Raw genomic sequence first — 21637 nt, forward strand, 5'->3', positions numbered from 1 at the left:
TAAAGGAGAAAAGACGATGGATGAAAAGACGTTGCAAAGCATATTGGATATGCATCAGGCGATGAACATCGAGGTGTTCTATTGGTGGTGTACCGCCATCATGTTCCTGATCCATGCAGGCTTCCTGGCCTATGAGATCGGTGCCTCACGTTCCAAGAATGCCTTGGCATCCGGCATGAAGAACGTGCTGACGCTGGCCTCGATCATCCCCGCCTTCTACTTCGTGGGCTGGTGGATCTACAACGCCTTCCCCAACGGGCTGATCCCCATCGAGGCGTCCGCCGCTCTGCCGTGGAGCGCGAGCATGCGTCCGGACGCCGATGACATGGGCACCGGCATCTTCTTCGCCGCCTTTGCCCTGTTCGGCGCGACCACCGGCTCCATCCTCTCGGGGGCGGTGATCGAACGCATCCGCCTGGGGGCCTTCCTGATTCTGGCGGTGATTCTCGGTGCCGGTGTCTGGATCATGGCGGGCGCCTGGGGCTGGCATCCGGATGGCTGGATGCTGCACAAGCTGGGCTACCACGATGTCGGCGCCGCCGGTGTGGTGCACGCCGTGGCCGGCTTCTTCGCGCTGGGCGTGCTGCTCAATCTGGGCGCGCGCATCGGCAAGTACAGTGACGATGGCAAGCCGCAGGTGATCGCGCCGCACAACATGCCGATGACGTTGATCGGCCTGATGCTGATCATCGTCGGTTTCTTCGGCTTCCTCGGTGGCTGCATCATCTTCAACACCGGTGACATCGGCTGGACCACCATCTACGGCAATCGCACCAACCTTTCTGCCTTCGCCTTCAATACCCTGATGGGCTTCGGTGGTGGCGTGATCGGTGCCTATCTGTCCTCGCGTGATCCCTTCTGGACCATGTCCGGTGCGCTGGGCGGCATCATCACCGTCGCGGCGGGACTGGATCTCTACAACCCGGGGCTGGCCTTCGTGCTGGCGGTCACCGGTGGCGCCCTGATGCCGAAGATCGGCGCACTGCTCGAGAAGCGTGGCCTGGATGACTCCGTCGGCGCCTTCGCGGTGCATGGCTTCTGCGGCTTCTACGGCGTGGTACTGGTGGGCATCTTCGCGGCCGGCTTCCCGAATGTCGGCGAAGGCGTGCCGGACGTTTCCTTCACCGGCCAGCTGACCGGCGCGGTGGTGATGGCACTGACGGGCTTCATTCCGGGCTGGGGCGTGGCCTATCTGCTCAAGAAGTTCAACCTGCTGCGCGTGCCGCCGCATGTCGAGGTACTGGGGCTGGACCTGTTCGAAGTCCCGGCCAAGGCCTATCCGGAAAGCCTGTCCTCCGAGACGAGCTCCAGCGTGCCGGCACGTTCCGGTGGGGTGGTCGCGGCGCCGATGGACAAGCGCCCGGACATCAGCTGAGCCCTGGTAGCTGAGCCCCGGCGCACATCCTGAAGGGGCCGGTCTGTCGAGATAAGCGCTGACTGGCCCCGTTATTGCAGTACTGGTAGACCCAACCGATATCCGCTTTCGCAAGGAGTCTTGCAATGGAAACTGTCGATACTGTGGTACACGCTGGCAACTACGCCTTCTTCTTCAGCAACTCTGGTGCCGTGGCGGTGTGCCTGCTGGTTGCCGCTGGCGTCTGCATTGCGCTGAGCGCCAACATCCTGCGCCACGAGAAAGCGTCCTTCGAGAGCAAGAAGACGCCGTGACCCTCCGGGCATCAAGACCGGCATATCAAACGCCGCAGCGCTCAGCGCTGCGGCGTTTTTGATAGGTGCCATTGCACCCGATTGGCTTTGCGCGAAGAGAGTGTGGCGTGCGTCACGCAGTCGTCACCTGAGAGCTTGATAATGGCGGCCCCTCAAGGTGGCACTCATGGAACGCGCGATAGCATGAAACTGATTCATCTGACCGACACCCATCTGGTCGCTCCTGACAAGCGACTTTACGGGCTGGACCCACGTGCACGGCTGGCGGCTGCCGTCGCCGATATCAATCTGCACCACGGCGATGCTCAGGGCGTGATCATCAGCGGTGACCTGACCGATCGCGGTGAACCGGCCGCCTTCCAGGCGCTGCGTGAGGTGCTGGAAGAACTGTCGATGCCGTATTTCCTCGGCATGGGCAATCACGATGCGCGTGAGGCTCTGCAGGCCGCCTTCCCGGAGCTGCCCTGTGATGACGGAGGCTTCGTGCAGTATGCGCATGCCTTCGGCCCCGGCGCCGATGATTGCGTGCTGGTGATGCTCGATTCGGCGGTCGCGGGGGAGCATGGCGGTCTGCTGTGTGAGTCCCGCCTGGCGTGGCTGGATGCCTGTCTGGCTGCGCATCACGATCGCCGTATCCTGCTGGCGCTGCATCATCCGCCCATGGCCCTCGGCATCCGTTACATGGATGACATCCGCTTGCAGAATTCACAGGCGCTGCATTACGTGATCCAGCGGCATGGCAACGTCGAGCACTTGCTGTTCGGGCATGTGCATCGTCCGGCCAGCGGTGTCTGGCGGGGGCTCTCGTTCTCGACCCTGCCGAGCGTCAATCATCAGGTCGGGCTGGATCTGGTCTCCGCGGCGGATTGTCTTGCAGGCAGTCATGAGCCGCCGGCCTATGGCGTGCTGATGATAGGCGAGGAGCAGATCGTCAATCACCTGCACCTCTACATGGATGACAGTCGCCGCTATTTCTTCCACGACACGCTCGAGGCCGCCCAGTCGCTGGAGGCGCTCGATGAATTGATCGCTCTGCAGCGCGATGAGCGGATTCCGACTCGCGAGCGCGAGCCGTTGAGCAATACCTTGCAGGCAGCTGAGGCAGCAAAAGAATGAACAAAGCGTTATATGTCTTTGATTTTGATGGTGTGATTGCCGACAGCCTGACACTGTGTCTCAAGGCCTGTGCGCATGCGGCGCACCTGGAAGGGCGGACGATCGTGCTGGAACGCGACAGCTGGGAGTCGCTGGACAACGTGACCTTCGAGGAGATGGCGCGTGTGCAGGGCTTCACGGGCGAGGCCGTCGCGCGCTTTGCCGCGCATGTCTTTGCCTATACCCGCCAGGCGGCGCCGCCGGCGGTCTTCACCGGCATGCGCGAGGCCTTGTCGGCACTCGCCGAGCAGGGCGACGTCATGGTGCTGTCGGCCAATCACAGCGAGATGATTCGTGCCACGCTGGCCGCCGCCGGCCTGGCGGATTGCGTGTCACAGGTGCTGGGCGGCGAGATCGCGGGCAGCAAGGGGGCCAAGCTGGCGGGTCTGTTGGCAGCGCCGCAAGTGGCGGTGGAGCGCAGCTGGATGGTGGGCGACGCCGTCAGCGACATTCGCGCCGCGCACGAGGCAGGGTGTCGTGCCGCTGCGGTCAGCTGGGGATGGCAGAGCCCCGAGCGACTGGCCAGCATGGCGCCGGAGCGGGTCATCGCGCAGCCGCAGGCGCTGACATCACTTTGCGATCTGCCAAGCAGCGACAGTCGCGAAGCGGTATAGAGCCTGAGCAGGGCCGGCCGCAAGGCGCAGGCCTTTGCGCACGCTTGCTCTGATTCATTCATGCACTGGTTCACTCATGCACGTGTGAGCTGCTGCACGTGTGAGCTCCTGCACGAGTGAGCTGTTGCACGTGTGAATTGATAGAACGATGCCGCCGAGTCGTGTCATGACTCGGCGGCATCGTTGCCTGGAGGATCACGCAGCTCGTCGTCTCAGACGGCTTGCTCGCTCAGACGGCTGCTGACTGAGATGGCCTGCTCAGGCGTCGTCAGTCGCGAGCTGCTCGGCGGTGGCTGTCTCGCCGCCTGCTTGTCTGGCGCTCTTGTCGGGCTGCGCCAGGAAGGCTTCCAGCGAATCATCCATCGCGTCGAGCCAGGGCGTGTGATGGCGCGGGGCCATGGTGCCGGTCATCAGCGAGCGGTAGGAGTAGTCACGGAAGGTCATGATGTTCTCGTGCTTGTGGTGCTCCCACTCGAGGAAGGTGCGATTGACGCCGTCGATATCGAAGCTCGGATAATCCGTCTCCGAGATCAGTGACTTCACGTAATCACCCTGGAAGAGGATCATTGATTCATCGCTGTCCAGTGTCTCTTCCCTGTCACGCCATGCCTGACTATCCGCCTGCATCGCCTCGCGGCTGGGCAGCGCGATCTCACCGAGAATCACGTCACGCACCCACCATGCCTGGGCGTCGAACATGTTGAAGGTGTACCACTGGTCCTGCATGCCGAGGTAGAACATGCGCGGATTCTCTTCCCAGGCAGCGCCCTTGTAGAGACCGAGCGGCCACATGCGATTGCCCGTCTTGAGGCGCAGTGGCTCATCCAGGAAGGGGAAGTGGTGGAGGTAGCCGGTACACAGGATGATGGCATCGATCTTCTTGCTGCTGCCATCGCGGAAATAGGCCGTGTCGCGGTCCACTTTCAGCAACAGCGGCTTCTCTTCCCAGTTGTCCGGCCAGGCAAAGCCCATCGGGGCGGTGCGATAGCTGGTGGTGATGCTGCGAGCGCCATACTTGTAGCACTGTGAACCGATATCTTCGGCAGAGTAGCTGCTGCCGATCAATAGCAGGTCCTTGCCCTTGAATTCCAGCGCGTCGCGGAAGTCATGAGCGTGCAGAATACGGCCATTGAACTGCGAGAACCCCGGGAATTCCGGCACGTTGGGGGTCGAGAAGTGACCTGATGCCACGATGACGTGATCAAACTGCTCCTGAACGACCGCATCGGCCTGCAGGTCATGGACACTGACGGTGAACTGCTCGCGGGTGTCGTCAAAGCTGACGTGGCGCACCGGGCAGTTGAAGCGGATGTACTTGCGCACGCCTGCCTTCTCGACCCGACCCTTGATGTAGTCGAAGACCACCGCACGTGGCGGGTACGAGGCGATGGGATGGCCGAAGTGCTCCTCGAAGGAATAATCCGCGAACTCCAGACATTCCTTGGGGCCGTTGGACCACAGGTAGCGATACATGCTGCCGTGGACGGGTTCACCATTCTGATCGAGACCGGTGCGCCAGCTGTAATTCCACAGACCACCCCAGTCACTCTGTTTTTCATAACAGACTATCTCGGGAATATCGATACCCTTGTCAGCGGCAGATTGAAAGGCGCGCAGCTGTGCCAGGCCACTCGGCCCTGCGCCAATGATCGCAATGCGTTTTGTCATGGGTATTTCCTGTTGAGACTGTAATGAGACGTCATGTTCCGTGAACAACGAGTTGCGGGATCTCGTGTTGACCAGGTGCTTTTTCCTATGTAGTGGAGCGCGATAATAATGAGCATTATCCAGCGCTTGAGTGGCCTGGAAAGGTAAGGAATCCAGTTGACTGGCCACCTGACATTTCTCTGAACCTGAACACGGAAGCCGTATTTTTCTTGCCTTGAGAGCAATCTACGGCTCGCGGAACGTGAGGCATCCTCGCAGAAATGATGCGCCATCTCAAATGTGAGGCATTGATTCTGAGTGTATGAAGTGTACACGATCACGAGGGTGTTTAGACTTTAGTGGTAAGATTATTTCGGGTTGTGTCACTTTGGAAAGGCCAAGCGCAAGGATGCGATTTATCGACTCATGGCTCGGGTTATTTTTTTGTAAACTGTTGATTTGCGTGTATATTTTTGATGTTGTGGTGGTGGTTTTCCGTGGCGTTATCTGGCTTGTTTTTCATGTGGAAAGAAAAGAAGATTGCCGTGTTGCAATGTCGATTCGAAGGTGGATGATTTTCTGCCTATTCAAGGCATGCTGAGTCAAGCGGGTGGAGGGCTGAAATGATCTATTGGTCAAGCAAGTGGGTGCTGGTAATTTTGTGATTTTGCGTAAAATAGGGGTGTGAGGAGGATGGAAAAGGGGTGTCACAATAGTGAGTGCTGTGTGAATGGAGAAAGAGACGGGATCAGGAGGGAAAAGGGCGCCAGATTATCGAATGATCCTCGCTGGAGGATTTGCTGGAGGATTCGCTGGTGGGGAGGGCTAGAGGATCTGCTGGGCTATTCGCAGAACTATTCGCGGGGCTATTCACTCACCAGGCCAGCGACGAGGGGGGAAGCGGAGGTTGATCACTCTGCATGCCGAAAGGGCGTATACTGGACTGGCGATAGAGAAGCTACAGGAGAAGACACCATGACTCACAAGCGCAAGGTGCAAGACAACGCGCTCAAGGCGGCGCTGCGTACCCCGATGTTCAAGCAACGCGTGGTAAAGGCGCGCAAGGGCAAGGGCAGCTATCAGCGCCAGGGCAAGTCGCAGGGAAACAGGGGCGGCAGTGAAGCGCCTTCAGTCAGTGTGCACAACGCTGCCTGAAGACGCTTCATTGGTGCGGTTTCCCACGACCTGACATGCATCACTGCAAGGGACTGAAACATGAACGCCGCAGCGTCAGCGCTGCGGCGTTCTGCGTCTGTCCTACTGAAAGCGACTCAGTTAGAGAAGTGCGCATTCCAGGTCTCGGCGCGTGTGGCGTCGCGGGCTTCATAGTCGGCCAGCACCGTCTCCAGTTCGCCCAGTGATTCATGCTCACGATCCTCCCCCAGCTGGGTCAGGCGCAGGGTATACCAGGCTGTCACCCCGCCTTCAGGCGGCGCGCTGAAACGCGGGAATTCTGGCGCGGGGCATTCTCCGGCCTGCCAGAGGGCGGGCAGTGACGGGTGCAGCGCCAGTGGTCGGGCCAGGCCGACGAGGTCGACGGCGCCCTGTGCCACGGCGTCTTCGGCCTGCGCGAGTGTCTTGAAGCCGCCGGTTGCCATCAGGGGCAGGGTCGTTACCTCGCGTGCACGCTTGGCGAATTCGACGAAGTAGGGGCCGCTGGCGCTGGCATCCGACGCCGAGCTGGCGCCGGGGAAGTAGGTGCCGCCACTGATGTCGATCAGATCGATGGGCAACTCATCGAGTGCCGCTATCACCTGCAACGCTTCGGACTCCTCGAAACCGCCTTGCAGTTGATCACTGGAGTTGAGTTTCACCATGACCGGGTAGTCGTGGCCGACGGCCTCACGCACGGCAATGATCACTTCCCTCATCAGCCGCATGCGGTTCTCCAGGTTACCGCCGTAGTCATCCGTGCGCTGATTGAAGAGGGGAGACAGAAACTGGCTGAGCAGGAAGCCGTGTGCCGCATGCACCTGTACTCCGCCAAATCCGGCGTCACGGGCCAGGCGCGCCGTCGTTGCCATGGCCGCGGGCAATGCCTTGATGGCCTTAAGGCTCATGGCCTCGCAACGTAGCCCGGGAATATCCAGGGCACTGGGGCCGTGCGCCGTGCTGGTCGGTGGGTAGGCCATCGCACCGGCGTGGCCGAGCTGCAGCCAGAGGTCTGCACCGTGCTGTTGACCGCGCTGGGCCAGTTGCGTGAAGGCTGCGAGATCCGACTGCGCGTTGAGCACCAGATTGCCCGGTTTCTCGGCATGGTGGTGATCAGGCTGTACCTCACCGACCAGTGACGCCGCCACGCCACCCTCTGCCCAGCGCTCGTAAAGGCGCAGCTGTGCCTCACTGGGGTGCCCCGTGCCATCGCCGAGAGAATCCGACATCGCAGCCTTGACGATTCGGTTGGCGAGCACCCGGCCGCTTGGCAGCGTGAAAGGGGTGAACAGGGCGGAGGCTGTCGGCTGGTCTGTCATGGTGGCGATGTCTCTCTAGGTGCGCGTTAAGTAAAAGATGTGGCAAGGGATATGGCGAGCAATGTGGCACTAAATCTGTCATTTCAGGAACTGATGACAGGGTGACATGCCTTTCGGACGGTGATAATCCGTTGTGCGCGCACAGTATCCGTGAGCAAATGGAACATATGAAAACGCATACGGACCTCGACATCTTTCACGCCGTCGTCGACGCCGGCACCTTCACCGGGGCGGCGCGCCAGCTTGGCATTACCCACTCCGCGATCAGCAAGCGCATCGCGCAGCTGGAGCAGCGTCTTGGTGCCCAGTTGTTGATTCGCTCCACTCGGCAGATGCGCTTGAGTGAAGCGGGGCAGCTTTATGCCCTGGAGACGCGCGAGTTGCAGGAGCGCCTGCGCAATGTAGAACAGGAGATCGCCGAAGGCAGCGGCGCGCTCAAGGGGCGCATTCGCCTCTCGTGTTCCAATGCATTGGGCAAGCTGCAGGTGATGCCCCTGCTGTTGCGCTTCATGGAGCGCTATCCCGAGGTGATCGTTGACCTGACGCTGTCGGACGCGGTGGTCGACCTGGTCCATGAAGGGATGGATCTGGCGATACGCAGCACCGCACAGCCCGAGCTCGGCCTGATCGCCAGGCGGTTGGCCACCAATCATCGCGTCATCTGTGCATCACCGGACTATCTGGCAAGCCACGGCACGCCGCGCTCAGTGCCGGAGCTGGCGGAGCATGTCAGCCTGATCCTGAATCTTCCCGGCGGGTTCAACGCCTGGGGGCTCAAGTCACTGCCCGACATGCGTTGCGGCTTCCTCTCCAATTCTCTGGAAACCCTGCACGCCGCCTGTCTGGGCAGTCGCGGCATTGCCTGTCTGCCGCACTACCTGATCGCCGATGACCTGGCTTCTGGACGCTTGCTCCCGCTGCTGGAAGACATACGTGGGGACGGCGCAGATACCAGCATCTACATCGTCCGCCAGGAGACGCAGATTCTTCCTCGGCGAGTGAGGGTTTTGATGGATGCCTTGATAGAGGGATTTGAAACCGGCTAGGAGGCGTTTGCTAAGGGTATGACTTATCTGGTGAGCATCAAGGTCATTACATGACATATTATCCCAAGGAGAGATAACAGGATTTCAGTGACGTACATCATGGAGCGATACATGTCACAGATAGGACGCAATAGATTGGCGGTACTTATTGATGCTGACAATGCGCAGGCTGCTATCTGCGAAGCGCTGCTGGCAGAGATTTCAAAACTGGGTGTCAGCACCATCAAGCGGGCTTACGGAGACTGGACGACGCCGAATCTTGCGCCATGGAAAGAGCATCTTATGCGTCATGCCATTCATCCGGTTCAGCAGTTCAGCTATACCCAGGGCAAGAATGCAACTGACTCTGCGTTGATCATCTATGCCATGGACTTGCTGTACTCGGGGAACGTGGAGGGGTTCTGCCTCATCTCTTCGGACAGCGACTTTACACGGCTGGCGGCTCGTTTGAGAGAGAGCGGCATGCTGGTATATGGCTTCGGTGAAGACAAGACACCTCAGCCCTTCGTGTCTGCCTGTGACAAGTTCATCTACAGCGAAGGGCTGCGCAAGGTGGCTGAGAAGCCCGTCCCGGCCATGCCCGTCAGCAAGCCGGCCGCTGAGCCGGTAGCCCTCGTCAAGCCGACCAAGGCACAGAGGCAGTTGAGGTCGCATATCTTGAATGCGGTGAATGAACTGCAGCAGAAAGATGGCTGGACTTCCTTATCAGCAGTAGGAAGTGATCTAAAGAAGAAGATGCCCGACTTGAAGCCGTCTGATCATGGTGCCAGCAAGCTTGGAGCGATGATTCAGAAACTGGATTATCTGGATGTATGCCGTAGGCCTGTTAAAGGGGGGAGTATGCATTTCTATATCCGAAAAAAGAGTAGCCGGCCTGCAAAGGCCAGCTGATCAGGCAATCTAATGATAGAGGTAGTCAGTCACACAAGCCGATGGATAATAATCGGCCGCTATTTTCAGGTAATGAGCAGTCGTCGCTTTACTCAGCCGCCATCATTCGCTCGTACAGGCCATCCTTGAGTAGGCTGCGCTGGAGCTTGAGTTGGTGCATGGAGTCATCGCCGATCGACGATTCATCGACTTCCAGGGCGTGAATCTCGATATCGATACGGGTATAGGCTTCCGCGATGCGGGCAAACTCTTCATTGCCATTGATCAGGCGCAGAATGAGTTCACGTTGCTGAGGGAAGTCGTTGCACAGGGAGTGGTCATCGATATGCATGGTGTGGCTCCGAAATAGGGTGGGAGAATCCAAAAAGAGGGAGTGTTGCCACTCCCCTAAAGGGCATCCTTGCTTACGTTGCAGGACGTATTCTCAAACGATGGACTGGACGTCGATCACGATCTGGTCCCAGTTGCGCTGGGCGGTCATGTCGTTTTCGACATCGCTGTCATAGGCATTCTGGAAGCGCTTGATGGCGGCGGTCTGGCTGGTGGCCTGATAGAGCCAATAGGCCTCTTCCTTCAAGGCGTCTTCGATGGGCTTGTCGATGGAGGCGTAGACGGCCTGTTTGCAGGCGTTAATGGCGGCTGATGGCCACAAGGAGATTCGCTCGGCCAGCGAGTCGACGAAGGGACCGATCTCCTGCGGGTCCAGCGCACGATTGATGGTGCCGTATTCGGCGGCCTGATCGGCATCGAAGTCCTTGGCGCTGAGGATGATTTCCAGCGCTCGGCCAAGGCCTGCCTGACGTGCCATGCGTGAGGCACCACCCCCGCAGGGCAGAATGCCCATCGCGACTTCCATCTGCATGAAACGGGCCTTGCCACGTGCGGCGAAGCGCATGTCACAGGCCAGGGCAAATTCGTGACCACCGCCGCGGGCAAAACCTTCAATCTTGGCGATGGTCGCCTGGGGCAGGCGGCTTACGCGCTCGAGGACCACCTGCAGGTCCAGCAGCTTGACCTCACCCTGGTGGACCGCATGAGTCGACATGTCCTTGAGGAAGTCCACGTCGGCATGGGCGACAAAGATCTCGGGATGGGCTGACTGGAAGACCACCACCTTGGTGTCGCTGTCACGCTCGAGCTTCTGCGACAGCATGGTCAGGTCGGCCAGCATGGGAATGTCCTGAATATTGACCGGCGGATAATCGAAGGTCACATACAGAATGGCGCCTTTCTGTTCAGTGCGGAACGTCGTAAATTTCTTGTATATCATTATGTTATCTCGGTTCGTTCACTGCCCGTCGTGTGTGATTAACGTTAGCACCGAGTCCGGGGATTGATTACCGAGAGATTGGAAGAAAGAAATTATTCGATTGATTGAGAGTCGGGGTTCGCAAGAGGAATCAATGGGTTATCAGGCGGTATCAACAGCCGCCAATAAAAAAAGTCCCGCGATAGTCGTATCTGGCAACGACTTTCACGGGACTTTTGCCTTCGAGCGGGTCATACGCGTGGAGGGACGAGCCTAGCCCTTGCTGTCATCGGCGCTCTTGGCAGGCCCTTTGGCAGAGTTATTGGCTGAGCCCGCATCTTTCTCGGTGTGCTCGTAGACGGGTAAAGCACCTTCACCAGAGCCAGCTTCATCGTCCGAGACAGCACCTTCACCAGCCGCCGTTGCAGCGGAAGGCTGGGTGCTTGAGGTGTTGGCACCGATACGCTTGGTCCAGCGCTGGCGGGCAAAGCGGCGCAGATTGGCCACGTTGTCCGTCTCGTCGATGATGTCCTCGCCCAGAATCGTCTCCATCACGTCTTCCAGCGTGATGACACCCAGCCAGTTGCCGAGGTTGTCGTAGACCACGCACAGATGCTGTCGTTCGCGCTGCATGAGCCCAAAGGCATGTTCGACGTTGTCTTCGGCGTGCAGCTCGCTGATCGGGCGCATCAGGTCCTTGAGCGGCGTGGTGGGCTCTGCCTGATGGGCATCGGCCCGATGGATCATGCCCAGCGTTCGCTCATCGTCGGTCATCACCGGGTAGCGGCTGAAGGGCCAGACCGTCAGCTGGTCATTGAATTCGGCCACGCTCATCTCGGGACTGACCGTCTGGCAGACAGGGCGCGGCGTCAGCACGTCACGCACCTTCATCTCATGCAGATTGAGGATGTTGGTGATGACGCGCTGTTCATCATTTTCCAGGGCTTTCTTGTCGAGCCCCATCTGGGCCAGTGCCTTGATCTCGCCACGCACATCGATGTCATGGGCATCCTTGCCGATGCGCGAGGTGATCAACTCCGACAGCCAGATCAGTGGCTTGAGCGCGATGACCATGGCATTGAGCACGCCGGGCAGCATCGGCGACAGCTGACGCCAGTAGGTGGCACCGATGGTCTTGGGGATGATTTCCGAGGCCACCAGGATCAGCAGCGTCATCACCGCCGAGGCCACGCCGACCCAGGCTTCCCCGAAGACGACCGATACCTGCGCGCCCACCCCCGTGGCACCGACGGTATGCGCGATGGTGTTGAGCGTCAGGATGGCGGCCAGCGGCTTGTCGATATTGTCCTTGAGCTTGGCCAGTGCGGCGTGGCGCTTGGGGTGCTGGTCTCTCAGGCTTGCCACATAGCTGGGGGAGAGCGACAGCAGCGCCGCCTCGAGCACGGAGCAGATGAATGAGATGCCAATCGCGATGGCAGCAAACAGGATCAACAGAAACATGAGGCGTGCTCCTTGGGGGAAAGGCATCCATTAGTGACATAAGGCGCAGCACTGTCAAACCCGTGAATTCTCGCAGAGTTTTCAGCCTGCTGGCCAAGCTTGCCAGCCTGTGCCACAAAGTGCCGTTGACTCGAGGGATGCAAGAGGGCTGCAAGAGGGAAAAGGGCTTTACATGAGACAAGATGCAATACTTATATGGTAATGAGATTGTTTTGCTTTCGGTAATCATTGTATTTTGTGGGCGCCAGCCGTATTCGCAAGCCACGGCCTGGCATGGCCGCTGAGTGGCACCGTTCGACCCTTCAGCCGTCAGTGCGACCCGCAGCAGGCGGTAGGCCTTCACCAGGATTCACATTGCAGGGATTTGCAGCGACATGTCACAGCCGCTTGGAGACATAGCCGACAGTCGGATTACACGCCGCGTCATGGCCCCACCTCAACAGCGCCCTTCATCGCTCAGCGAGCGGCGAGGCTGGCGAGCAGCGAAATATCCGCATTGCGAGGGGCAGGTGCGGAACCTGCATCCCTGGCGGGACGCGCATCTGACGCTGTGTGATCTAGAGGTGTCACGCGCCTATCACGGCCAGCATCAGTTTCATGAGGGTCTCTATCTCTGCTTGGTGCTGGAAGGGCGACTGACGCTATCAGGCCTGGACGGCGCGGGGATCGACTTGTCCGCGGGGCAAGGGGGGATCTTTCGCCCGGCGAGAACGCAGTCTGCGCCGCCGACGCTGAAGAGCTATCACCCTCAAGGCCGCCTGCGCTGTATCAGCTTGCATCTGGAGGGCGAGGCCAGCCAGTCCCTGCAGGTACGGCGGGGGCTGGCGAACTGGGATGCATTGCCGTGCGCGCGTCATTCCAGCCCGTTGGGTTGGACGCCGGGGCGCTGGCTTCATCAGCAACTGGATGAGCGTGTCAGAGTCCCTGATGGTGAGGGCCCACGAGGAGAGTGCGAGACCCCCGCGCCCCCCGCCTGCGAGGGTGAGATGCTGGAGTGGCAGGGGATCGCGCTGCAGTTGCTGGGGGCGGCACTCAAGCGCCGCGCTGGTGAGGCACAGGAGGTTTCGGCGTTCTCCGCAGCTCCTGCACCCCCTGCATCGCCATTGGCGCCCCCATCGCGACCCCACGGCGCCTGTCGACATCTGGAGGCGGTGCGCCAGCGTCTTGCCGCCGTGCCGCATGGCGCACACTCGCTGGAGGAGCTGGCGCGGCTGGCCTGCATGAGCCCCTCCGGCTTGCGCCACAAGTTTCGCCAGGCCTTCGGGCAGTCACTGGGCAGTTATCAGCGTGAATGTCGCATGCGGTGTGCCGAGCAGGCCCTGCGGCGCGGGGTGAGCATTCAGCAGGTGGCGCATCAGGTGGGGTATGCCCACGCCTGCAACTTCGCCACGGCCTACCGGCGTCATTTCGGGGTGTCGCCACAGGCGGCACGAGCCAGGTTTCATCGCGTCGATTGAACCGTGATGGTGGCGAGCATCTGACAATGGATTTGGGGTTGTCACAATACGCAAGCGGGCACCCAATGGGTGCCCGCTTGCGTATATCGTACTCGAGAGTCGAGTGCTGGTGATGCCCGCTGGCCTTACAGGAAGGGAATCATCGGCAGCACCACGTCATCCAGCAGACCCGTCGGGTAGTGCAGGTTCATCGCCGCCTGCATGCCGAGCAGGAAGACTGCCACGCCCAGCGCGAAGAGCCCTGCGAACAGCGACGACTTGCGCGCGATGGTGAGCTGGAAGCCCAGGCAGAACAGCACGGCGGTGGAGACGAAGCCCAGCAGCGCACTGACGCCGATCAACACGAAGAAGCCGAGAACCACACCCACTGCCTTGAAGGCCGGTTGCTGGACGCGAATCATGCCGCGACGCCAGCCGTTGAAGACCACGGCGATCACCGAGAGCAGCGTGATGAAGGCGGCCAGCGTCGGGAAGGCCTTGCCCAGCGGCATCAGGTCCCTGACGTCACAGAGCGCCCACAGGGCGGCTGCGCCCATCATCAACAGCAGCAGGAAGTCGACGCCACCGAAGCCACGCGATTCCAGCACATCCTCTTCCGGCGACGGCGCAGTCTCGACCACTTCATGGGTCTGGCGACGACGCATGATCGCCTTGCGGATCACCGGCAGGAAGAAGGCCAGCAGGATCAGGCCGAGGATGATCAGTACGCCCGGACGCAGGAAGGCTTCGGCGCCGTGGAACTGCATGCTCTGGTAGAAGTAGTTCTCGGCACCCGGTGCCAGCACGAAGCCGATCAGGAAGGCCGGACGCGACCAGCCAGCACTCTTGAACAGCACACCGATCATGCCGATCATGCCCAGCGCGGCCCAGTCACCCAGCGAGCGGCTGGCCTGGTAGGCAGCGAACAGGATCAGCACGGTGATGGCAGGGGCCAGAATGGCGAAGGGTACACGCGTCAGCTGCGCGACCGGACGCGCCAGCATTAGACACAGGCCCGCGCCCAGGATATTGGCCAGCGCCAGTGACCAGATGATGGTGTAGGTCATGTCCAGATTGGTGGTGATCATCGACACGCCGGGTTCCAGACCCAGCAGCAACAGCCCGCCCAGGAAGACCGCCGCCGTGCCGGAGCCTGGCACCCCGAACAGCAGTGTCGGCACCATGGCACCACAGGCGCAGGCATTGTTGGCGGATTCCGGCGCGATGACGCCGCGGATGTCACCCTTGCCGAACTGGCTCGGGTCCTTGGCGGTCTTGACCGCGAAGCCGTAGGTGATCCAGTCGACCACGGAACCCGCCAGACCCGGAATGGTCCCGATCAGGCTGCCGATACCGGCACAGCGCGCAACCAGCCACTTGTTCTTGACCACATCCTTGATGCCGGCAGACCAGCCCTTGCCCAGGTCGGTGTTGCCGTTCTTTGCGATACTGCCACGTCCCAGCAGCAGCTCGACGATTTCCGGCAGGGCGAAGATGCCCAGACCCAGCACGATCAGCGGTACGCCGTCGTACAGGTAGTCGATATCCAGGTTCATGCGGTACTCGCCGGTCGCCGGTGCGGCGCCGATGGCACCGACCAGCAGGCCGAGGCCGCAGGCAGCGGTGCCCTTGAACAGGTTCTTGCCGGACAGCACCGCCACCATCGTCAGGCCCAGCAAGGTCAACACGAACAATTCGGCTGACGAGAAGGCCAGTACGAGGGGGCGTGCGACGAGGATGAAGCCGGTCAGGATGATGGCACCGATCACGCCACCACACAGGGAAGACAGGAAGGCACTGGTCAGCGCGCGGGCTGCCTGGCCCTTCTTGGCCAGCGGGAAGCCATCCAGCACCGTGGCTTGCGACGCGCTGGAACCGGGAATGCCCATCAGCACCGAGGCGAAGGTATCGCCGGTAGGAATGACCGCGACCATGCCCATCAGCATGCCCAGGGCGTAACCCGGGTCCAGACCATAGAGGAAGGGCAGCAGCAGGGCCATGCCGGCGATGCCGCCCAGGCCGGGAATGATACCGACCAGCAGGCCGACGAAGATGCCGATCATCATGAACAGCAGATGCGTCAGCGTGAAGACGTGTCCAATGCTGGACAGGAGAGTGTCGATCATGGCGTTACTCAACCTCTTGTTCTTCTCTAGATGCTTCTCTAACACTCAGAGGCGGTGCCGGGGAGAGCATGGTGAGGCAGGGAGTGAAAGGCTCACGGGGCTGCTGGTCGGCAGCCCCGTGAGTGGGTCCCCATCACACCCGGGGGTTCAGACCGTTACGGGTGTGATTGCGCGCCTCAACGAGATTGCAGGCGGATATTGTGGCGTTCCATCAGCCAGTTCTTGACCCATTCGTGCTCGGCTTCGCTCAGCTGCATGGCTTCCTGAAGCTGGGTCGCGGCGGCCTTGCCGACCATCAGGCCATAGGGCCCGACCTTCTCGGCGGCCTCCTTGAGGAACTCGGGGTCCTTGGCCAGATCACGTGCGGCCTGGCGGTAAAGCTCCAGCAGTTCCGGGTCCACGTCCTTCGGCACCAGCAGCATCTTCTGCATGGCGTAACCGGAGGCGAAGAACTTGTGGAAGATCTGGTAGGCCTCGTCGTCACGTGAATGGCCTTCCTGGGCCAGATACAGTTCGGAGAAGGTCGGCAGGTCCGGGAAGGACGGATCGCGCTCGATATGGCCTTCGTCATCCATCACGCCAAGGCTGAACAGCGGTACGGCCTGGCCGGCGTCGACCAGCGGCGTGACGTTGCTCTTGTAGGCGGAGGTGGTCTGGAAATCGAGGGCGACTTCGCCACGTTCGAAGGCCAGGCGGCCTTCACCACGGCTCTTCATGCCGAAGACCGGGTCGACCTGGAAATCGAGCAGATCGAAGGCCATCAGCACTGGCATCTCGAGCCCGGTCGGGTTCTGGCCGGCGAACTTCACTTCCTGGGAGGCGAGGGCCTCGAGCGCACTGGCGCTGTCCTTGCCCAGCGAGCTTGAGGCGTAGACGACACCCCCTGTCGGTGCGGCGAAGATCGGCTCCCAGTCGGCATAGTCATAGCGCACGCGACGGTCGCGCAGCATGGCCGGATACTGGGTAGAGGCCGAGGTGACGACCATCTCGTCGCCGTCATCGCCGGCACGCTTGCTGAACAGGTTGACGCCGGTGATGGAACCACCGCCCGGGACGTTGTCGATGACGACAGCCGGGTTGCCCGGCAGGTCCTTGGTCACCCAGTTGGACATGAAGCGTGCCCAGACGTCCGTGCCGCCCCCGACTCCGAACGGGACGGTCCAGGTCAGGGTGTCAGGGACTTCCGCCGCGGCGTGAACGGCTGAGGACAGTGGCATCAGGCCCATGACGGGCAGCATGAAGGCCAATGCGGTGGTGCGGGCATGACGCTTGAAGGTCTGGCGCTTGGGGGTAGACACGATGATGGACATGGTCTGACTCCTGATTATTGTTGGAATGCGTTGTCGATCAGTGATGCGCTATCTGCATGGTGGCGCAGTCAGGCTATTTCGTTTAGCGAAAATTCATTGTAAATCAATATACTGCAGTACCAGCTCGTTGCCTGTCGACGATGTCCCCACGTCTGGCGCTTGCCAGCGCGGTCGTCTGGCGTGTCATGCACGCCCAGGCATTTCCACCGAGTCGGGGAGGTTCAAGAACACCTCGCCACTCATGATCTTGCGTGCCGTGCGCAGCACAGACACGCGGCTGGGGGTCATCGGGTCGGCATTGGCATGCTCGACCTCGACATCCAGAAATCCGGCGGGATGTTCCAGATGGACGTTTGCCGCCAGGCTATCCGGTGCCAGAGTGCCGGCCGTGAGTGCCACACGATTGGCCAGGGTACCCGGGATGCTGGTCGCAACGGCCAGCGTGATGGCACCCGTGACGGCCAGGGCGCCATGGCAGCGATGCGGCACGAAGTAGCGGGCACATAGAGTGCCGTCCTGGGTGCGCGGGGCGGACAGAATCACCGGCTTGGGCAGCACCGAGCCGCTGACGTCACCCATGCCCATCAATTCCCCCGCCTTGAGGCGAATCTGCTCGAGACGTGCCATCGCCTCGCGGTTGGCATCCATCTCGGCCGGCGCTTCGTTGCCCACCCAGCCCAGACTTGCCGCTTCGATCAGCACCACCGGTGTGGCGGAGTCGAGGCAGGTCACCTCGACGCCATCAATCACGTCGATGACCTGGCCGCTGGGAAGCATCTTGCCGGTCTTGGCGCCCACCGCGCCGAGGAAGCCCAGCTTGATGGCACTGCCGGCGCCGGGCACGCCACTGATGCGCGTGTCACCCTGGTAGGCCACCGCGCCGCCGGGCGTCGGCACCTGGCTGTCGATCAGCGTGCGGGTGTTGAGGTTGTGAATCCGCAGACGCGTCAGGTCGCCTTGCGGCGCAATCATGCCGGTCTCGATGGCGTAGGGGCCGACGGCGGCCAGCATGTTGCCGCAGTTGGGCGAGAAGTCGACCTTGTCGCCTTCTACGTCGACCTGAGCGAACAGGTAATCGACATCAGCGTCAGGATGACTGGGCGGCCCGACGAGGGCGACCTTGCTGGTCAACGAATTGCCGCCGCCCAGGCCATCGATCTGCAGTACGTGGCCGGAGCCCATGACCTGACGCAGAACTTCGCGACGGCCTTCGTCATCGGCGGGGAGGTGATCCAGACGCAGGAAGGGACCCCGAGAGGTACCGCCACGTAGGATCATGCAAGGAAGTGAATGCATCATGTTGGAACGCGCTCCTGTCTGTTTGCGCCTTCGTGAAGCATCACAGCCGATGATCTATGCATCAAATGCAAATAAAACCTATACTGTTATCATTATGCGCATTAATCCGAAAACTGAAACAATAAGGTAGTTGCATGCATAGGCTGGAGTTTCTGGATCTGTCGGCGTTCGTCGAGGTCGCCGAGAATCATTCCTTCAATGAGGCGGCAGAACGGCTGCATATTTCGCAGCCGGCATTGTCGCGCCGCATCCAGAAACTGGAGGAAATTCTGGGCGCCAAGGTGCTCGAGCGCACCACGCGAAGAAGTCGTTTGACGCCCGTTGGGCGTGATTTCCTGCCCAAAGCCCGCAAGTTGCTCGAAGATTATGAGTCGTCTCTGATCGGCGTTCGCGAGCTGGCCACCCACCGCAAGGGGGTGCTGACCATCGCCTGCCTGCCCACGGCAGCCTTCTACTTCCTGCCCAGCGTGGTGCGCGAATTCAATACCGCCTATCCCGGTATCCGGATTCGCATCCTGGATGTCAGTGCCAATGAAGGGGTCGAAAGGGTGGTTTCGGGGGAGGCAGACTTTGGTATCAACATGGTCAGTGCCCACCATCCGGCGGTGGATTTCACCTCCATCTATCGTGATCCCTTCGTGCTGGCCCTGCGTCGAGACCATCCTCTTGCACAGAAACAGCGCGTGGAATGGAGCGACCTGGACGATGTGCGCCTGATCACGGTTTCGCGTGACAGCGGCAACCGCATTCTGCTCGACAACACCCTGCTGTCCGCCGGCCTGCATCTGGATGGCTTCTACGAGGTACAGCATCTCTCGACGTCACTGGGTCTGGTCGAGAGCGGGCTGGGCGTCGCCATCCTGCCGTCGATGGCCATGCCGGGGCCGGAACACGAGGTGCTGTGTCAGCGTGAACTGCCCGAACCGCGCATTGACCGCACCATTGGCCTGCTGCGGCGGCGCGGTGAGTCCCTGTCGCCGATCGCGGAACTGTTCATCGAGATTCTGCTCAAGCGCTGGAACTGAGTCGCTCGTCTGGGGCGAAGAGGGGCAAGGCCACAATGGAGAGCAGAGTGGCAGGCACCTCTCGCCAGGGTTGGCGTGGCGTGGTCTAGTGCATAAGATGGTTGTGTATAAGACATTCATGTTTCACGGCAAGGCCGATGAAACCGTCTTGATGTCGCGTGGTCAGCTGCCGCCGGGCGCCGGTGAGGGTCTCCTCCTCATCCATTGTCTCTGCGGCCATTGACGACGTGGCGTCTTGCCTAACACAAGGATGTACATGCCCATGAGTACCCGCACAGCCACTCACGCTACCTCTCGTCAGACGGCCCTCGCGCTGGGTCTGGCACTCGGGCTCGGCAGCGCGCTACCTGTCAGCGCAGACGAGCCGATGGCGGCCGATGACACGGGCAAGCGCGCACCGCAGGGTGAACATACCCTCAAGCGTGCCCAGCTGGTCAGCTTGATCGAACAGGGCCGGCAGGAGCTGGCGCCGGACTTCAATGGCTTTCTGACCCAGGTAGCCGAACGCAATTCACAGGACACGGCCGTCAGGGCCGCCATCGAGCAGTATCAGGCTGGTGAGACGCTTGAGGGCGATGCCTTCGTCAACATCTATCGTCTGCTGGGGGTCTACAACCGTCTGCAGTATGGCGATGACGTCCAGGCGCTGCTCAAGGAAATGGTCGCGATCCCGACCGCCAAGGTGGGGGAGAAGCCGCAATTCGAAAACCCGGAAATCGCGCGCTTCGGTGAGTTGATCAAGGCGCGCGCCGAGGCGTTTGGCCTGACATTCCGTAACGTCGACAACCGCGTCTTCGAGGTTGAGCTCGAGGGAACTGGCGATGACGTGTTCGGCATTCTGACCCACGGCGATGTAGTGCCGGCAGGCGAGGAGGGCTGGACACTCGACGACGGTACCCATCTCGACCCGTTCGCGATGACCGAGATCGACGGCAAGCTCTACGGGCGCGGCACCGAAGATGACAAGGCCTCGATTGCCGCGGCGCTGTATGCCATGAAGTCGCTCAAGGAGAATGAGGTGCCGCTCAAGCGCACCATTCGCCTGATGATCGAGACCACGGAAGAGACCGGCGGTGATGGCTTCGAGTACTACAAGGCCAGAAATGACCTGCCGGAATACAACATCGTGCTTGATAGCGGTTATCCGGCGATCACGGCCGAGAATGGTTTCGGCACCATCGATGCGCGCTTCCCCTTGACGCCCAAGGCGGGCGAGGCCTCATCTGATCAGGCAGTCGACACTCTGCCGACGATCACCGACTTCCAGGGTGGCCTGGCGACCAACCAGATTCCGGAGCGCTCCACCGCCACGCTGCACGCGGCTGACGCAGCGGGCGCCAAGGCGCTCAGCCACAAGCTTGAAACGCTCGGCAGCCGCTACGTCAAGGAGCATGGCCAGGACTTCAGCGTCGCCAGTGAGGTGGAAGGCGAAGAGGTCAGCGTGACGGTGACCGGCAAGTCGGCCCACTCCTCGGCGCCGGCCAACGGCGTCAATCCTGTCACACGGCTGGCGGGCCTGCTTGCCACCTCCGGCATCGATTTCCATGACAATGCCTATGAAGATGCCATCCATTACCTGAACGACAATTACGGGCTGGACTATCACGGCAAGCAGTTGGGTATCGCGTATTCCCATGATTTCATGGGGCCGCTCAAGGTGACGCCGACCTTCTTCGCCAGGGAGGACGATGCGCTTCGGGTCGCGGTCAATGTGCGTGCGCCCGCCGGTGAGAAATCACCTGAGGAATTGAGCCAGACGATTCGGGACAAGCTGAGCGCCTATGCCAGCGAGCAGGGCATGGACATGACGCTGAACGTCGAGATTCGCGACTGGATGCTACGTGATCCCAGCGGTGCCTGGCTGCAGACGCTGCTCAATATCTTCGGGGATACCACCGGCATGGAGGCCGAGCCGCGCTCCTCCGCGGGCAGCACGACCGCCAAGCTGTTGCCCAATGCGATCAACTTCGGCCCGTCCATGCCGGGCGAGACCTATACCGGGCATACCTCCGAGGAGTTCAAGCGGGTCGATAACCTGATGCTCGACATCCAGATGTTCACCGAGATGATGGCGCGTATCGGCAATCAGGATTCGCTCAAGTAACCAGGGCGGTTCACGGGGCTGGGTTCATGTGGATTGCCTTCTGCAGAGCGTATTGAAATAGCCTCTTGCCTGGACGACAGGCATCACGGCCAACGCCCGCCACCGCCCTGATGAAGGGGCGGTGGCGGGCGTTGT

At 60.8% G+C, this 21637-nt stretch carries 18 protein-coding genes; 10 read left to right on the forward strand and 8 right to left on the reverse strand.

What is annotated here, in order from left to right:
• Positions 1 to 16 precede the first annotated feature (16 nt).
• From R1T44_RS08870 to R1T44_RS08885, 4 genes are all read left to right on the forward strand, one after another.
• The gene (locus tag R1T44_RS08870; RefSeq protein ID WP_107335007.1) at positions 17 to 1375 is read left to right on the forward strand and encodes an ammonium transporter; all 1359 of its coding nucleotides are present in this window, start codon (positions 17 to 19) and stop codon (positions 1373 to 1375) included.
• Between the two features lie 125 nt (positions 1376 to 1500).
• Positions 1501 to 1668 (forward strand): hypothetical protein, encoded by a 168-nt coding sequence (locus R1T44_RS08875; protein WP_153635554.1) that lies wholly within the window; start codon positions 1501 to 1503, stop codon positions 1666 to 1668.
• Positions 1669 to 1851: 183 nt separating this feature from the next.
• A complete protein-coding gene (locus tag R1T44_RS08880; protein ID WP_317291877.1) occupies positions 1852 to 2784 on the forward strand; it encodes a phosphodiesterase in 933 nt (310 codons plus the stop codon).
• Positions 2781 to 3437 (forward strand): HAD family hydrolase, encoded by a 657-nt coding sequence (locus R1T44_RS08885; RefSeq protein ID WP_225347935.1) that lies wholly within the window; start codon positions 2781 to 2783, stop codon positions 3435 to 3437. The genes R1T44_RS08880 and R1T44_RS08885 overlap by 4 nt, the downstream gene beginning before the upstream one ends.
• Before the next feature lie 258 nt (positions 3438 to 3695).
• Here the strand turns inward: R1T44_RS08885 and R1T44_RS08890 are convergent, their stop codons facing one another.
• Positions 3696 to 5105 (reverse strand): NAD(P)-binding domain-containing protein, encoded by a 1410-nt coding sequence (locus R1T44_RS08890; RefSeq protein ID WP_043332205.1) that lies wholly within the window; start codon positions 5103 to 5105, stop codon positions 3696 to 3698.
• A 954-nt stretch (positions 5106 to 6059) separates the two neighbouring features.
• Between R1T44_RS08890 and arfA the strand changes: the two genes are divergently transcribed.
• Complete coding sequence (arfA, locus tag R1T44_RS08895; protein WP_043332202.1) at positions 6060 to 6239, forward strand: alternative ribosome rescue factor ArfA; 180 nt, start codon at positions 6060 to 6062, stop codon at positions 6237 to 6239.
• A gap of 116 nt (positions 6240 to 6355) precedes the next feature.
• Here the strand turns inward: arfA and R1T44_RS08900 are convergent, their stop codons facing one another.
• On the reverse strand, positions 6356 to 7555 hold the full coding sequence (locus R1T44_RS08900) for an oxidoreductase (protein WP_043332199.1): 1200 nt from the start codon (positions 7553 to 7555) through the stop codon (positions 6356 to 6358).
• A gap of 167 nt (positions 7556 to 7722) precedes the next feature.
• Between R1T44_RS08900 and R1T44_RS08905 the strand changes: the two genes are divergently transcribed.
• Both R1T44_RS08905 and R1T44_RS08910 read left to right on the forward strand, forming a co-directional pair.
• Positions 7723 to 8601, forward strand: a complete 879-nt coding sequence (locus R1T44_RS08905) for a LysR family transcriptional regulator (protein ID WP_317291878.1) — start codon at positions 7723 to 7725, stop codon at positions 8599 to 8601.
• A 111-nt stretch (positions 8602 to 8712) separates the two neighbouring features.
• Positions 8713 to 9492 (forward strand): NYN domain-containing protein, encoded by a 780-nt coding sequence (locus tag R1T44_RS08910; RefSeq protein WP_317291879.1) that lies wholly within the window; start codon positions 8713 to 8715, stop codon positions 9490 to 9492.
• Positions 9493 to 9580: 88 nt separating this feature from the next.
• Here the strand turns inward: R1T44_RS08910 and R1T44_RS08915 are convergent, their stop codons facing one another.
• From R1T44_RS08915 to R1T44_RS08925, 3 genes are all read right to left on the reverse strand, one after another.
• A complete protein-coding gene (locus tag R1T44_RS08915) occupies positions 9581 to 9823 on the reverse strand; it encodes a YdcH family protein (RefSeq protein WP_317291880.1) in 243 nt (80 codons plus the stop codon).
• 93 nt (positions 9824 to 9916) lie between these two features.
• On the reverse strand, positions 9917 to 10762 hold the full coding sequence (locus R1T44_RS08920) for an enoyl-CoA hydratase/isomerase family protein (RefSeq protein ID WP_192838093.1): 846 nt from the start codon (positions 10760 to 10762) through the stop codon (positions 9917 to 9919).
• A gap of 252 nt (positions 10763 to 11014) precedes the next feature.
• The gene (locus R1T44_RS08925; RefSeq protein ID WP_317291881.1) at positions 11015 to 12202 is read right to left on the reverse strand and encodes a CNNM domain-containing protein; all 1188 of its coding nucleotides are present in this window, start codon (positions 12200 to 12202) and stop codon (positions 11015 to 11017) included.
• 509 nt (positions 12203 to 12711) lie between these two features.
• Here R1T44_RS08925 and R1T44_RS08930 point away from each other — a divergent pair.
• Positions 12712 to 13659: a helix-turn-helix transcriptional regulator gene (locus tag R1T44_RS08930; protein WP_317291882.1), complete on the forward strand. Its 948-nt coding sequence runs from the start codon at positions 12712 to 12714 to the stop codon at positions 13657 to 13659.
• A gap of 125 nt (positions 13660 to 13784) precedes the next feature.
• Here R1T44_RS08930 and R1T44_RS08935 read toward each other — a convergent pair whose 3' ends face one another.
• The 3 genes from R1T44_RS08935 to R1T44_RS08945 form a co-directional block, all read right to left on the reverse strand.
• The gene (locus R1T44_RS08935; RefSeq protein ID WP_317291883.1) at positions 13785 to 15764 is read right to left on the reverse strand and encodes a tripartite tricarboxylate transporter permease; all 1980 of its coding nucleotides are present in this window, start codon (positions 15762 to 15764) and stop codon (positions 13785 to 13787) included.
• A 176-nt stretch (positions 15765 to 15940) separates the two neighbouring features.
• Positions 15941 to 17074 (reverse strand): tricarboxylate transporter, encoded by a 1134-nt coding sequence (locus tag R1T44_RS08940; RefSeq protein ID WP_317291884.1) that lies wholly within the window; start codon positions 17072 to 17074, stop codon positions 15941 to 15943.
• A 183-nt stretch (positions 17075 to 17257) separates the two neighbouring features.
• Positions 17258 to 18373 (reverse strand): 4-oxalomesaconate tautomerase, encoded by a 1116-nt coding sequence (locus R1T44_RS08945; RefSeq protein WP_317291885.1) that lies wholly within the window; start codon positions 18371 to 18373, stop codon positions 17258 to 17260.
• 134 nt (positions 18374 to 18507) lie between these two features.
• Between R1T44_RS08945 and R1T44_RS08950 the strand changes: the two genes are divergently transcribed.
• Together R1T44_RS08950 and R1T44_RS08955 are read left to right on the forward strand one after the other, a co-directional pair.
• Positions 18508 to 19398, forward strand: coding sequence for a LysR family transcriptional regulator (locus R1T44_RS08950; protein ID WP_317291886.1), 891 nt, complete (start codon positions 18508 to 18510; stop codon positions 19396 to 19398).
• Positions 19399 to 19660: 262 nt separating this feature from the next.
• The gene (locus R1T44_RS08955) at positions 19661 to 21502 is read left to right on the forward strand and encodes a dipeptidase (RefSeq protein ID WP_317291887.1); all 1842 of its coding nucleotides are present in this window, start codon (positions 19661 to 19663) and stop codon (positions 21500 to 21502) included.
• Positions 21503 to 21637 lie beyond the last annotated feature (135 nt).

The sequence above is a fragment of the Cobetia amphilecti genome, from assembly GCF_032923285.1.
Taxonomy (GTDB): Bacteria; Pseudomonadota; Gammaproteobacteria; order Pseudomonadales; family Halomonadaceae; genus Cobetia; species Cobetia amphilecti.

Coding starts and splice junctions, on each gene's coding strand:
- R1T44_RS08870 (WP_107335007.1), top strand. CDS start 17: ATGGATGAAAAGACGTTGCAAAGCATATTGGATATGCATCAGGCGATG.
- R1T44_RS08875 (WP_153635554.1), top strand. CDS start 1,501: ATGGAAACTGTCGATACTGTGGTACACGCTGGCAACTACGCCTTCTTC.
- R1T44_RS08880 (WP_317291877.1), top strand. CDS start 1,852: ATGAAACTGATTCATCTGACCGACACCCATCTGGTCGCTCCTGACAAG.
- R1T44_RS08885 (WP_225347935.1), top strand. CDS start 2,781: ATGAACAAAGCGTTATATGTCTTTGATTTTGATGGTGTGATTGCCGAC.
- R1T44_RS08890 (WP_043332205.1), bottom strand. CDS start 5,105: ATGACAAAACGCATTGCGATCATTGGCGCAGGGCCGAGTGGCCTGGCA.
- arfA (WP_043332202.1), top strand. CDS start 6,060: ATGACTCACAAGCGCAAGGTGCAAGACAACGCGCTCAAGGCGGCGCTG.
- R1T44_RS08900 (WP_043332199.1), bottom strand. CDS start 7,555: ATGACAGACCAGCCGACAGCCTCCGCCCTGTTCACCCCTTTCACGCTG.
- R1T44_RS08905 (WP_317291878.1), top strand. CDS start 7,723: ATGAAAACGCATACGGACCTCGACATCTTTCACGCCGTCGTCGACGCC.
- R1T44_RS08910 (WP_317291879.1), top strand. CDS start 8,713: ATGTCACAGATAGGACGCAATAGATTGGCGGTACTTATTGATGCTGAC.
- R1T44_RS08915 (WP_317291880.1), bottom strand. CDS start 9,823: ATGCATATCGATGACCACTCCCTGTGCAACGACTTCCCTCAGCAACGT.
- R1T44_RS08920 (WP_192838093.1), bottom strand. CDS start 10,762: ATGATATACAAGAAATTTACGACGTTCCGCACTGAACAGAAAGGCGCC.
- R1T44_RS08925 (WP_317291881.1), bottom strand. CDS start 12,202: ATGTTTCTGTTGATCCTGTTTGCTGCCATCGCGATTGGCATCTCATTC.
- R1T44_RS08935 (WP_317291883.1), bottom strand. CDS start 15,764: ATGATCGACACTCTCCTGTCCAGCATTGGACACGTCTTCACGCTGACG.
- R1T44_RS08940 (WP_317291884.1), bottom strand. CDS start 17,074: ATGTCCATCATCGTGTCTACCCCCAAGCGCCAGACCTTCAAGCGTCAT.
- R1T44_RS08945 (WP_317291885.1), bottom strand. CDS start 18,373: ATGATGCATTCACTTCCTTGCATGATCCTACGTGGCGGTACCTCTCGG.
- R1T44_RS08950 (WP_317291886.1), top strand. CDS start 18,508: ATGCATAGGCTGGAGTTTCTGGATCTGTCGGCGTTCGTCGAGGTCGCC.
- R1T44_RS08955 (WP_317291887.1), top strand. CDS start 19,661: ATGAGTACCCGCACAGCCACTCACGCTACCTCTCGTCAGACGGCCCTC.